Source organism: Deltaproteobacteria bacterium (assembly GCA_005879535.1).
Classification (GTDB): Bacteria; Myxococcota; Myxococcia; order Myxococcales; family 40CM-4-68-19; genus 40CM-4-68-19.
The window spans coordinates 44,845-55,699 of record VBKI01000091.1; the positions used below are offsets into that span (position 1 = coordinate 44,845).

The window sequence follows — 10,855 nt, forward strand, 5'->3', positions numbered from 1 at the left end:
GAAATGCCTCGTCGTCGTGAAGTTGCCAAGCGCAGGATCCTTCCCGATCCGAAGTTCCAGGACCGGCTGCTCGCCAAATTCATCAACGACATGATGCGCAGGGGCGAGAAGGCGGTCGCCGAGCGCGTCGCCTACCGGGCCCTCGATCTGGTGCAGCAGCGCACCAACGACGACCCGCTGAAGACGTTCAAGAAGGCGCTCGACAACGTCAAGCCGGTGCTCGAGGTGAAGAGCCGCCGCGTCGGCGGCGCCACCTACCAGGTGCCGGTGGAAGTGCGCCAGGAGCGCCGGGTCGCCCTCGCCATGCGCTGGCTGATCGAGTACGCCAAGGAGCGCGGCGAGAAGACCATGGACCAGAAGCTCGCTGCTGAGCTGATGGACGCCGCGAACAACCGCGGCAACGCGGTGAAGAAGCGCGAGGACACGCACAAGATGGCGGAGGCAAACAAGGCCTTCGCGCACTACCGCTGGTAGACGGGGCTAGAGCGGTGTGAGCAGGACGGCGCGCCACTCGCCGTCGAACACTGACGTCGCGGCGATGCGCCCGGATTCGTCGACGCATGCTGCGGAGTCGATGAAGTACGGGCCCGGCACGACGAGATCGTTCAGATCGAACAGACGATCTTCGCCCCAGACGATGCCGCGGCGGACCACGTCGTTTTCGTCGAAGGAGATTCCCGCAGCGACGCCGGCCGAGTTGATGCAGCCGAGATAGCTGTGCACGAGGCCTGGAAGTGATCCGACGTCGCGCAGGGTCGTCCCCTCCGTCCAGATGAAGGCGTGGTACGTCGACCGTTCTGGGCGCGTGGCGTAGCCGACGATGACGCCGACGTTGTTGATGGCGACGGCGCGGCCATAGCTTCCTCCCCAGGAGCCGAGATCGTCGATCACTCCGGGCTTCCGGAATCGGACGGGATGGAATGCGTTGGCGACGCAGGATTCGCCCACGATGATCCCCTTCGAGTTGATTCCGTACGCCTCCGAGTAGTCGCAGTGGATGGGATCGATCGACCCGAGGTCGGTGGCGAGGCCGTCAGCCCACGCCGCCGCGTGGATGCTGTGGTCGGCGAGCTGGGCCCACCCCGCGATCATGCCTTCGGCGTTGATGGCCGCTGCCCAGCTGTTCTCGCCGCCAAGCGTCCCAAGGTCGGCCGCGACGCCGCGTTCCCACCGGAAGGCGCGAAAATCGGGAGTGCCGTGGACGCCTACAATCGTCCCGGAATCATTGATCCCGTGCACGTCCGTCGGCCAAGCCATGCCGACGTCGTGAAGCACGCCGTCCCAGAAAAAGCTCGCGCCGCTGGTATATGCACCGCCAACCAGTCCCGAGCGTGGACTCATGATCGAGGCGAAGGATTGTGGGTCGGCAAGCGGTGTGACTGCATAACGGCGTAGCTCGAATCGGCCGACGGCCGCCGTGTGGGCGCGAACGACCACCTGGCAATCCCTCCCCGCGCACGATCCGCTCCACGCACTAGCGTCCCGGCCGGGAACGTCGCGCTACATCGTCCGGGGCAGTCGATGCCCGGCGGCTCGGACGTGATCCTGCCACCTCCGCTTCCCACCATTCCAACCGAAAGCCGCGCGCGGCCTCGGTCGAAATGCGCGGACACGGACGCATCCGTCGACAGCGTCAGGTCGCAGACCGCGCCGGCGCAAGAGCCCGTGAACGCGTCGAAGACCCAGTCGTTGTCCGCAATGGCGACCAGTCGCACATTCGTCGCTGCGCGGAAGTCCGCAGCGCACGCACCGGGGCAGTCGATTCCGACGGGGTCGCTCCGGATCGCTCCGGATCCCTCGACGGTAACGGCCAGGCGGCGCGCGGCTACGCTCGGCGCAACGGGGGGGGCGCCGACGGACGGAGGAGGATCATCAGCGACTGGATGAACGCCCGAGCTGCTGCTGCAGGCCACCGCCGCGAGTACGAGAACGGCGGCGATAGCGCGCATGCGGCTCCCCCAATGACGAAAATGCGCACGCCAGGCCGAAGAGACGAGGAGAGTGCGCTCGCCCGCCCGGCAGCCGCGCACGCGGCCCTGCGACACAGAGGACGCCGCAGCGCGCCATCGAAGGGTGCCCCGTCCCCCGAGGAAGTCCGTTCTTTCTCAAGCAATTCGTTCATCCGGTCCCCAGGCGCGCAAGCGCCCGCACTGACGAGGTATTCGCCGTGGCCCGCACCTTCCCGCTCGAGCGCTGCCGAAACATCGGCATCATGGCGCACATCGATGCGGGGAAGACCACGACCACGGAGCGGATCCTTTTCTATACGGGGGTCAGCTACAAGATCGGCGAGGTCCACGAAGGAACCGCCGTCATGGACTGGATGGAGCAGGAGCAGGAGCGCGGCATCACCATCACCGCCGCCGCGACCACCTGCTTCTGGCGCGATCACCAGATCAACATCATCGACACGCCCGGCCATGTCGACTTCACCATCGAAGTCGAACGCTCTTTACGCGTGCTGGACGGCGCCTGCGCGGTGTTCGACGCCGTCAACGGCGTCGAGCCGCAGAGCGAGACCGTCTGGCGCCAGGCCGACAAGTACAAGGTTCCGCGCATCTGCTTCATCAACAAGATGGACCGGGTGGGCGCCGACTTCTTCATGTCGGTTCGGACCATCGTCGACCGGCTCGTGGCGAAGCCCGTCTGCATCCAGCTTCCCCTCGGGGCGGAGGAGAAGTTCGCCGGCGTCATCGACCTGGTCGAGATGCAGGCGGTGCGCTTCGAGGGCGAGAAGGGCGAGAGGGTCGTCGCCTTCGAAATCCCCTCCGACCTGCGCGCGCAGGCCCAGGAGTATCACCACAAGCTGGTGGAGGAAGTCGCCGAGTACGACGACGACGCGCTCCATGCCTACGTCGAGAAGGGCGACGTCCCCCGCGATCTGCTGCGGCGCGCCATCCGCAAGGGCACTCTGGCGATGAAGTGCTTTCCGGTGCTCTGCGGGAGCGCCTTCAAGAACAAGGGCGTGCAGAGAATCCTCGACGCCGTGGTGGACTACCTGCCGAGTCCGCTCGACATTCCGCCCGTCCATGGCAAGCTGCCGAAGACCGGAGAGGATGCGGTCCGCGAAACCAGCGACAAGGCTCCGTTCGCCGCGCTGGCGTTCAAGATCATGGCCGACCCGTTCGTCGGGCAGCTCACGTACATCCGCGTCTACTCCGGGCAGGTGCGCTCGGGACAGGCGGTCTACAACTCCGCGAAGGAGCGCCGCGAGCGGATCGGGCGCCTCCTGCGGATGCACGCCAACAAGCGCGAGGAGATCGACGAAATCTTCGCCGGCGACATCGCGGCCGTAGTGGGGATGAAGAACGTCACCACCGGCGACACGCTCAGCGACGCCGACCACCCGATCATCCTCGAGAAGATCGACTTCCCCGACCCCGTGATGCACATCGCCGTGGAGCCGAAGAGCACGGCCGATCAGGAGAAGATGATCCTCGCCTTGCAGCGGCTCGCCATCGAGGACCCGTCATTCCGCATCCGCTCCGATGAGGAGACCGGCCAGACGGTGATCTCCGGAATGGGCGAGCTTCATCTCGACATCATCGTCGACCGCATGCGGCGCGAGTACAAGGTCGACGCCAACGTCGGCAAGCCGCAGGTCGCCTACCGCGAGACCATCACCAAGGAAGTGGAGTCCGAGGGCAAGTACATCCGCCAGAGCGGCGGGCGAGGTCAGTACGGCCACGTCTGGTTGCACATCCGCCCTCGACCGCAGGGGGGCGGGTTCAAGTTCATCAACAAGATCCAGGGCGGCACCATCCCGAAGGAGTACATCCCCGCAGTCGGCAAGGGCGTCGAGGAGGCGGTGCAGGGCGGCGTGCTCGCGGGCTACCCCATGGTCGACCTCGAGGTGGAGCTCTTCGACGGCAGCTACCACGAGGTGGACTCGAACGAGATGGCGTTCAAGATCGCCGGCTCGATCGGTTTCAAGGAGGGCGCCCGGAAGGCGGGCGGCATCCTGCTCGAGCCGATCATGGCGACCGAAGTCATCACTCCGGAGCCGTTCATGGGGAACGTGATCGGCGACCTCTCGGCCCGACGCGGCAAGATCCTGCACATGGAGCCGCGGGCGGGAATGCAGGTGGTCACCGCACACGTTCCATTGGCGGAGATGTTCGGCTACTCGACGTCGCTGCGCTCCGCGACCGAGGGCCGGGCCATCTACACCATGCAGTTCCACCACTATGCGCCGGTCCCCGGCCACATCGCGGAGACCCTGCTCAGGCGCTGATTGCAAACTTCCGGGGTTTGGCGTAAAAGCCCGCCCCCTCCACCGAGCGAGACGCAGCACTTCACAGCAGGACAGAGCGAGGAGCACGACCCATGGCCAAGGAGAAGTTCGAGAGAAAGAAGCCGCACGTCAACGTCGGGACCATCGGCCACGTCGACCACGGCAAGACCACCCTGACCGCGGCGCTGACCAAGGTGTCGGCCGACAACGGCTGGTCGAAGTTCGTCTCCTACGACGAGGTGGCCAAGGCCTCCGCCTCGCAGGGCCGGCGCGACGCGACCAAGATCCTCACCATCGCGACCTCGCACGTGGAGTACGAGTCGAAGAAGCGGCACTACGCGCACGTCGACTGCCCCGGACATGCAGATTACGTGAAGAACATGATCACCGGCGCGGCGCAGATGGACGGCGCCATCCTGGTGGTCTCGGCGGTGGACGGCCCCATGCCGCAGACCCGCGAGCACGTGCTCCTGGCCTCGCAGGTGAACGTGCAGCGCATCGTCGTGTACCTCAACAAGGTCGATCTGGTGGACGACCCCGAGCTGCTCGATCTGGTCGAGATGGAGATCCGCGACCTGCTGAAGCAATATAAATTTCCGGGGGACGAGACGCCGATCATCCGGGGAGCTGCAATCAAAGCTCTCCAGGGCGACAAGGGAGACCAGGGCGCGGGCTCCATCATCAAGCTGATGGACGCGATGGACAGCTACATCCCCGAGCCGGTCCGCGAGACCGACAAGCCTTTCCTGATGCCGGTCGAGGACGTGTTCTCCATTGCAGGCCGCGGCACCGTGGCCACCGGCCGCATCGAGCGCGGCAAGATCAAGGTGGGCGAGGAAGTGGAGATCGTCGGCCTGCGCCCCACCAGCAAGACCGTGGTGACCGGCGTGGAGTCGTTCCGCAAGCTTCTCGACGAGGGCCTCGCGGGCGACAACGTGGGCTGCCTGCTCCGCGGCATCAAGCGCGAGGAGATCGAGCGCGGCCAGGTGCTCTCCAAGCCCGGCTCGGTGACTCCGCACACCAAGTTCAAGGCGAACGTCTACGTGCTCACCAAGGACGAGGGCGGCCGGCACACGCCGTTCCTCAACGGGTACAAGCCGCAGTTCTACTTCCGCACAACCGACGTCACGGGCACCGTCAAGCTCCCCGGCGGAGTGGAGATGGTGATGCCCGGAGACAACATCGAAATGGAAGTGGAGCTGATGATGCCCATCGCGATGGACAAGGAAGTGCGCTTCGCCATCCGCGAAGGCGGCCGCACGGTCGGCGCGGGCGTGGTGACGCAGGTGATCGCGTAAGGAATTCGAAGTGGCCGGACCGTCCGGCGGAAACCGGACGGCGCGGCTGTTTTTCGGTCTTTGAGAAGAGGTATCGATGGCGACCCAGAAGATCCGGATCCGGCTGAAGGCGTATGACTACAAGCTGCTCGATCAGTCGGCCGGCGAGATCGTCGAGACGGCGAAGCGCACGGGCGCGAAGGTGGTGGGACCGATCCCGCTGCCCACGCGGATCAACAAGTTCACCGTGCTGCGCTCGCCCCACGTGGACAAGAAGTCCCGTGAGCAGTTCGAGATCCGCACGCACAAGCGGCTCCTCGACATTCTCGAGCCCACCCAGCAGACGCTCGACGCCCTGATGAAGCTCGACCTGAGCGCAGGCGTCGACGTCGAGATCAAGAGCTAAGCCATGGCCACCCTGGACGTCATCAACCTCGAGAAGCAGAAGGTCGGCACCATCGACCTCCCCGACGAGATCGTGAACGCGCCCGTTGCCGAGCACCTCTTCTACGAGGTGGTCAAGGCGCAGCTCGCCTCGCGGCGGGCGGGCACGGTGGGGGTGAAGAACCGGTCGCTGGTCTCCGGCGGCGGAAAGAAGCCATACAAGCAGAAGGGGACCGGGCGGGCGCGTCAGGGCTCCATCCGCGCCAGCCAGTGGGTCGGCGGCGGCAAGGCCATGGCACCGAAGATGCGCGACCACGAGTACCACGTGCCGAAGAGGGTGCGGAAAGCGGCCCTGCGGGCGGCGATCAGCAAGCGCAACCAGGACAAGGCGCTGGTGGTGGTCGACGCCTGGACTCCGGCGAAGCCCTCCACGAAGGAAGCGGTGAATGCCTTCGCGAAGCTCGGGATCGAGAGCGCGCTGGTGCTCGGCCTGAAGGACAACCAGAACCTCTTCAAGTCCGTCCGCAACGCGAAGAAGTACATGTTCCTGCCCGTCGAGGGCGCCAACGTCTACGACATCCTGCGCCACCAGACCCTGCTGCTGACCAAGGACGCGGCCCTGGCGCTGACGGGGGTGCTCGCATGAACCGCTTCGAGATCATCAAGCGCCCGCTCGACACCGAGAAGCTCGACCGCATGCGCGACCGCGAGAACAAGTTCGCCTTCGAGATCGACCTCAAGGCGAACAAGACCGAGGTCAAACAGGCCATCGAGCAGCTCTTCAAGGTGAAGGTGCTCGACATCAAGACGCACATCGTGCGGGGCAAGTTCCGCCGCATCGGCCGCTCCGAAGGCCGTCGGCCCAACTGGAAGAAGGCGATCGTGACGCTCAAGGAAGGCGACGCGATCCAGCTCTTCGAGGGGAAGTAAGCGATGGTGCTCAAATCCTACAAGCCGACCAGCCCCGGGCGCCGCCTGACCACGTCGCCGGACTTCGCGGAGATCACCAAGGACTACCCCGAGCGCTCGCTGACGGCGCCGCTCAAGTCCACCGGGGGCCGGAACGTGTACGGCCGCATGACCACGCGGCACCGCGGCGGCGGACACAAGCAGCGGCTGCGGATCATCGACTGGCGCCGCGACAAGGACGGAGTGCCGGCCAAGGTGGCGGCCATCGAGTACGACCCGAACCGCTCCGCGCGCATCGCGCTGCTCCACTACACCGACGGGGAGAAGCGCTACATCCTCTGGCCTGTCGGGGTGAACGTCGGCGACGTGCTGCAGTCGGGCGAGACGGTCGACATCCGGCCGGGAAACGCCTTGCCGCTGCACGCCATCCCGCTCGGCACCGTCATCCACAACATCGAGCTGAAGAAGGGCCACGGCGCGCAGATGATCCGCTCCGCCGGATCCTTCGGGCAGCTGATGGCGAAGGAAGGCAAGTACGCGCAGATCCGCCTGCCCTCGACCGAGGTCCGCATGGTCCTGCTCGAGTGCAAGGCCACGGTGGGGCAGCTCGGCAACACCGAGCACGAGATCGTGCGCATCGGCAAGGCCGGCCGGAACCGCTGGAAGGGCTGGCGGCCGACGGTGCGCGGCCTGGCGATGAATCCGGTCGATCACCCGCACGGCGGCGGCGAGGGCAAGAGCGGCCAGGGCAACCCGCACCCGGTCTCGCCCTGGGGCCAGCAGGCCAAGGGTCTCAAGACGCGCGTAAACAAGCGCACCAGCAAGTTCATCATCAAGCGGCGCGACAAGGGAGTTCGCTGATGGCACGTTCAGTCAAGAAGGGCCCGTTCATCGACCGCCACCTGATCAAGAAGGTGGAGGACATGAACCGGCAGAACCAGAAAAAGGTGGTGAAGACGTGGTCGCGCCGCTCGACCATCCTTCCCGACCTGGTGGGGCACACCTTCGCGGTGCACAACGGGCGCAAATTCATCCCCGTCTTCGTCACCGAGAACATGGTGGGCCACAAGCTCGGCGAGTTCGCTCCCACCCGCACCTTCCACGGCCACACCGGCGACAAGAAGGCAGTGAAGCCCGGCGCCCCCGGCGCACCGCCGGCCACCCCCGGGGCCCCGATGCCCGCTGCCGCCCCGGCCGCGCCGGCGCCGAAGTAACGGAGACGAGACATGGAAGCCAAGGCATCCCTCCGGTATCTCCGAATCACCCCGCGCAAGGTGCGCGTGGTGGCGGACCTCATCCGGGGCAAGAACGTCAACGCCGCGCTGGCGCAGCTCGCCTACGTGGAGAAGCGCGCGGCGGAGCCGCTGGCCAAGCTATTGCGCAGCGCCGTCGCCAACGCCGAGCAGTCCGCGAAGGACCAGTCGCTCGACGTCGACCGGCTCACCGTGAAAGAGCTGATGGTCGACCAGGGACCCTCCTTGCGGCGCTACATGCCGCGGGCCATGGGCCGGGCGTTCAAGGTTCTGAAGAAGACGAGCCACATCCAACTGACGCTCTCGGACGAGACGCCGAAGAAGAGACGGAGCTAAGCATGGGTCAGAAAGTCAATCCGATCGGTTTCCGCCTCGGCGTCATCCGCTCCTGGGATTCCAAGTGGTACGAGGAGAAGAACTACGCGCGCTGGCTGCACGAGGACATCCGCCTGCGCGAGTACGTGAAGAAGAAGCTCGGTCAGGCCGGCATCAGCAAGGTCGAGATCGAGCGCGCCGCCAGCAAGGTGAAGGTGAACGTGCACACCGCGCGGCCGGGCATCGTCATCGGCAAGCGGGGTGCCGGCATCGAGAGCATCAAGAAGGAGCTGCAGCAGTTCACGCAGAACGAGGTGTTCCTCAACATCGTCGAAGTGCGCAAGGCGGAGACCGATGCGCAGCTCGTCGCCGAGAACATCACCACCCAGCTCGAGCGCCGCATCGCCTTCCGGCGGGCGATGAAGAAGGCCATCCAGACCGCGCAGAAGTTTGGCGCCAAGGGGATCCGCGTGGCCTGCTCGGGCCGGCTGGGCGGCGCGGAAATGGCGCGCTACGAGTGGTACCGCGAAGGGCGGGTGCCGCTGCACACGCTGCGCGCGGACATCGACTACGGATTCGCGGAGGCGAAGACCACCTACGGGAAGATCGGCTGCAAGGTGTGGATCTTCCGTGGCGAGGTGCTCCCGGAGAGCGCCGCGGACACGGCCAAGAAGCCCCCCACGCGCGCTCCCAGCCGCGTGACCACCGGCGGCTCGACGCCGACGCCGGTGCAGTAACCCCTTGCTCTAGAGAGACACCGTCATGATGCAGCCAGCAAGAACGAAGTTCCGCAAGCAGCAGAAGGGCCGCCACAAGGGCAAGGCCTACCGCGGAGGCGAGCTCGCGTTCGGCGACTACGGCCTCAAGGTGCTCGAGTCGGGCCGCCTCACCGCGCGCCAGATCGAGGCGGGCCGCATCGCCATGACCCGCTTCATCAAGCGCGGCGGCAAGGTCTGGATCCGGGTGTTCCCCGACAAGCCGATCACCAAGAAGCCGGCCGAGACGCGCATGGGCCACGGCAAGGGGAATGTCGAGGAGTGGGTCGCCGTGGTGAAGATGGGCCGCATGCTCTACGAGATGGAAGGCGTGACGCCCGAGATCGCGAAGGAAGCGATGGCGCTCGCCTCGCACAAGCTGCCTCTCCACACCCGGATGATCAGCCGGACCCGAGAGCTGGGAGCGTAAGATGAAGGCCTCCGAGCTGAAGGAGCTGAGCGTCGAGGAGCTGACCCGCAAGGCGGGCGAGCTTCGCGAGAACCTCTTCAACCTCAAAATCCGCCGGCGCGCGGGCACGCTGGAGTCCACCGCCGACGTGACGAAGAACAAGCGCGATCTGGCGCGGATTCTCACCCTCCTCACGCAGAAGACGGGGGTCAGCAAGGCGCAGCGCAAGGCGGCGCAGAAGCAGCCGCCGCCGCCGAAGCAGGCCGAGCAGCCCGCGGAAGGAAAGGAACAGCGATGACCGAGAACACGCAGAGCGGGCAGGCGCAGCGCGGACGCCCCAAGAGCCGCATCGGCACCGTCCTCTCCGACAAGATGATGAAGACGGTCGTCGTGCAGGTCGAGCGCCGGGCCAAGCACGGCCAGTACGGCAAGTACATGACCGAGAAGAAGAAGTACAAGTGCCACGACGAGCACCAGTCGGCGAAGCCGGGTGACAAGGTGCGGATCGTCGAGACGCGCCCGATGTCGAGGGAGAAGCGCTGGCGCGTGGCCGAGGTCCTGGTCAAGGCGGAAGCCGAGATGCAGGGGAAGGCAGAGGTCTGAGTCATGATCCAGATGCAGACGGTGCTGGACGTGGCCGACAACTCCGGCGCCAAGAAGGTGGCCTGCATCAAGGTGCTGGGCGGCACCAAGCGCCGGTACGCTTCGATCGGCGACGTGATCGTCGTCTCCGTCAAGGAGGCGGTGGTCAACAGCAAGGTGAAGAAGGGCGAGGTCGCGCGCGCCGTGATCGTGCGCACCAAGCGCGAGCTGAAGCGGCCCGACGGCAGCTACATCAAGTTCGACACCAACAGCGCGGTGATGGTCAGCAAGGACGGCGAGCCCATCGGCACCCGCATCTTCGGGCCGGTGGCCCGCGAGCTCCGGGCGAAGAAGTTCATGAAGATCATCTCCCTGGCGCCGGAGGTCCTCTAGCCATGGCCCGCTCGAGCATCCGCATCAAGAAGGGTGACAACGTGTTCGTCCTCTCCGGAAAGGAGAAGGGCAAGACCGGCAAGGTGCTGGAGATCGACCACGAGAAGCAGCGCGCCATCGTGGAGAAGCTGATGGTGTTCAAGCGCCATTACAAGCGCGGCCGCAACCCGGCGGCGCCGGAAGGCGGGATCGTGGAGAAGAACGGCAGCATCCACGTCTCCAACCTGGCGCTGGTGGATCCCGAGTCGAAGAAGCCCACGCGCATCGGCACCAAGCTGCTGGAGAACGGCAAGCGCGTGCGCGTCGCCCGGCGCAGCGGCGCACAGATCGACCAGGCCTGAGGA

At 65.9% G+C, this 10,855-nt stretch carries 16 protein-coding genes; 15 read left to right on the forward strand and 1 reads right to left on the reverse strand.

The genetic code is table 11. The features are described 5' to 3' along the window. Window positions 1–3 precede the first annotated feature (3 nt). The gene (gene rpsG / locus E6J58_21515; GenBank protein TMB33000.1) at window positions 4–474 is read left to right on the forward strand and encodes a 30S ribosomal protein S7; all 471 of its coding nucleotides are present in this window, start codon (window positions 4–6) and stop codon (window positions 472–474) included. Between the two features lie 6 nt (window positions 475–480). Here rpsG and E6J58_21520 read toward each other — a convergent pair whose 3' ends face one another. Then, window positions 481–1,341 carry a hypothetical protein gene (locus E6J58_21520; protein ID TMB33001.1) on the reverse strand — a complete coding sequence of 287 codons (861 nt, stop codon included), beginning with the start codon at window positions 1,339–1,341 and terminating at the stop codon, window positions 481–483. Between the two features lie 826 nt (window positions 1,342–2,167). On the opposite strand from E6J58_21520, the gene fusA reads away from it, so the two are divergent. From fusA to E6J58_21590, 14 genes are all read left to right on the forward strand, one after another. Continuing rightward, window positions 2,168–4,234 carry an elongation factor G gene (fusA, locus tag E6J58_21525; GenBank protein TMB33002.1) on the forward strand — a complete coding sequence of 689 codons (2,067 nt, stop codon included), beginning with the start codon at window positions 2,168–2,170 and terminating at the stop codon, window positions 4,232–4,234. A gap of 92 nt (window positions 4,235–4,326) precedes the next feature. Beyond that, window positions 4,327–5,532, forward strand: coding sequence for an elongation factor Tu (tuf, locus tag E6J58_21530; GenBank protein TMB33003.1), 1,206 nt, complete (start codon window positions 4,327–4,329; stop codon window positions 5,530–5,532). Between the two features lie 76 nt (window positions 5,533–5,608). Beyond that, complete coding sequence (gene rpsJ / locus E6J58_21535; protein TMB33004.1) at window positions 5,609–5,917, forward strand: 30S ribosomal protein S10; 309 nt, start codon at window positions 5,609–5,611, stop codon at window positions 5,915–5,917. A 3-nt stretch (window positions 5,918–5,920) separates the two neighbouring features. Then, the gene (gene rplD, locus E6J58_21540) at window positions 5,921–6,541 is read left to right on the forward strand and encodes a 50S ribosomal protein L4 (GenBank protein ID TMB33005.1); all 621 of its coding nucleotides are present in this window, start codon (window positions 5,921–5,923) and stop codon (window positions 6,539–6,541) included. Beyond that, window positions 6,538–6,825 carry a 50S ribosomal protein L23 gene (locus tag E6J58_21545; GenBank protein ID TMB33006.1) on the forward strand — a complete coding sequence of 96 codons (288 nt, stop codon included), beginning with the start codon at window positions 6,538–6,540 and terminating at the stop codon, window positions 6,823–6,825. Before rplD ends, E6J58_21545 begins: the two co-directional genes overlap by 4 nt. Window positions 6,826–6,828: 3 nt before the next feature. Further along, window positions 6,829–7,665 carry a 50S ribosomal protein L2 gene (gene rplB, locus E6J58_21550; GenBank protein TMB33007.1) on the forward strand — a complete coding sequence of 279 codons (837 nt, stop codon included), beginning with the start codon at window positions 6,829–6,831 and terminating at the stop codon, window positions 7,663–7,665. Beyond that, window positions 7,665–8,018 carry a 30S ribosomal protein S19 gene (gene rpsS / locus E6J58_21555; protein TMB33008.1) on the forward strand — a complete coding sequence of 118 codons (354 nt, stop codon included), beginning with the start codon at window positions 7,665–7,667 and terminating at the stop codon, window positions 8,016–8,018. The genes rplB and rpsS overlap by 1 nt, the downstream gene beginning before the upstream one ends. Window positions 8,019–8,030: 12 nt before the next feature. Next, window positions 8,031–8,393, forward strand: a complete 363-nt coding sequence (locus tag E6J58_21560) for a 50S ribosomal protein L22 (GenBank protein ID TMB33009.1) — start codon at window positions 8,031–8,033, stop codon at window positions 8,391–8,393. A gap of 2 nt (window positions 8,394–8,395) precedes the next feature. Then, the gene (gene rpsC / locus E6J58_21565) at window positions 8,396–9,109 is read left to right on the forward strand and encodes a 30S ribosomal protein S3 (GenBank protein ID TMB33010.1); all 714 of its coding nucleotides are present in this window, start codon (window positions 8,396–8,398) and stop codon (window positions 9,107–9,109) included. Window positions 9,110–9,134: 25 nt separating this feature from the next. After that, window positions 9,135–9,557 carry a 50S ribosomal protein L16 gene (gene rplP, locus E6J58_21570; protein TMB33011.1) on the forward strand — a complete coding sequence of 141 codons (423 nt, stop codon included), beginning with the start codon at window positions 9,135–9,137 and terminating at the stop codon, window positions 9,555–9,557. A 1-nt stretch (window position 9,558) separates the two neighbouring features. Further along, window positions 9,559–9,834, forward strand: a complete 276-nt coding sequence (locus tag E6J58_21575) for a 50S ribosomal protein L29 (GenBank protein ID TMB33012.1) — start codon at window positions 9,559–9,561, stop codon at window positions 9,832–9,834. Next, a complete protein-coding gene (gene rpsQ / locus E6J58_21580) occupies window positions 9,831–10,139 on the forward strand; it encodes a 30S ribosomal protein S17 (protein TMB33013.1) in 309 nt (102 codons plus the stop codon). The genes E6J58_21575 and rpsQ overlap by 4 nt, the downstream gene beginning before the upstream one ends. 3 nt (window positions 10,140–10,142) lie before the next feature. Next, window positions 10,143–10,511, forward strand: a complete 369-nt coding sequence (gene rplN / locus E6J58_21585; GenBank protein ID TMB33014.1) for a 50S ribosomal protein L14 — start codon at window positions 10,143–10,145, stop codon at window positions 10,509–10,511. A 2-nt stretch (window positions 10,512–10,513) separates the two neighbouring features. Then, window positions 10,514–10,852, forward strand: coding sequence for a 50S ribosomal protein L24 (locus E6J58_21590; protein TMB33015.1), 339 nt, complete (start codon window positions 10,514–10,516; stop codon window positions 10,850–10,852). Window positions 10,853–10,855: the final 3 nt, after the last annotated feature.

What these genes read in the sequence shown, in the direction of transcription:
- E6J58_21545 (TMB33006.1), top strand. Translation starts at nt 6,538, where the DNA reads ATGAACCGCTTCGAGATCATCAAGCGCCCGCTCGACACCGAGAAGCTC.
- tuf (TMB33003.1), top strand. Translation starts at nt 4,327, where the DNA reads ATGGCCAAGGAGAAGTTCGAGAGAAAGAAGCCGCACGTCAACGTCGGG.
- rplP (TMB33011.1), top strand. Translation starts at nt 9,135, where the DNA reads ATGATGCAGCCAGCAAGAACGAAGTTCCGCAAGCAGCAGAAGGGCCGC.
- rpsC (TMB33010.1), top strand. Translation starts at nt 8,396, where the DNA reads ATGGGTCAGAAAGTCAATCCGATCGGTTTCCGCCTCGGCGTCATCCGC.
- rplD (TMB33005.1), top strand. Translation starts at nt 5,921, where the DNA reads ATGGCCACCCTGGACGTCATCAACCTCGAGAAGCAGAAGGTCGGCACC.
- rpsJ (TMB33004.1), top strand. Translation starts at nt 5,609, where the DNA reads ATGGCGACCCAGAAGATCCGGATCCGGCTGAAGGCGTATGACTACAAG.
- E6J58_21560 (TMB33009.1), top strand. Translation starts at nt 8,031, where the DNA reads ATGGAAGCCAAGGCATCCCTCCGGTATCTCCGAATCACCCCGCGCAAG.
- E6J58_21520 (TMB33001.1), bottom strand. Translation starts at nt 1,341, where the DNA reads ATGAGTCCACGCTCGGGACTGGTTGGCGGTGCATATACCAGCGGCGCG.
- rpsS (TMB33008.1), top strand. Translation starts at nt 7,665, where the DNA reads ATGGCACGTTCAGTCAAGAAGGGCCCGTTCATCGACCGCCACCTGATC.
- E6J58_21590 (TMB33015.1), top strand. Translation starts at nt 10,514, where the DNA reads ATGGCCCGCTCGAGCATCCGCATCAAGAAGGGTGACAACGTGTTCGTC.
- E6J58_21575 (TMB33012.1), top strand. Translation starts at nt 9,559, where the DNA reads ATGAAGGCCTCCGAGCTGAAGGAGCTGAGCGTCGAGGAGCTGACCCGC.
- rplN (TMB33014.1), top strand. Translation starts at nt 10,143, where the DNA reads ATGATCCAGATGCAGACGGTGCTGGACGTGGCCGACAACTCCGGCGCC.
- rplB (TMB33007.1), top strand. Translation starts at nt 6,829, where the DNA reads ATGGTGCTCAAATCCTACAAGCCGACCAGCCCCGGGCGCCGCCTGACC.
- rpsQ (TMB33013.1), top strand. Translation starts at nt 9,831, where the DNA reads ATGACCGAGAACACGCAGAGCGGGCAGGCGCAGCGCGGACGCCCCAAG.
- rpsG (TMB33000.1), top strand. Translation starts at nt 4, where the DNA reads ATGCCTCGTCGTCGTGAAGTTGCCAAGCGCAGGATCCTTCCCGATCCG.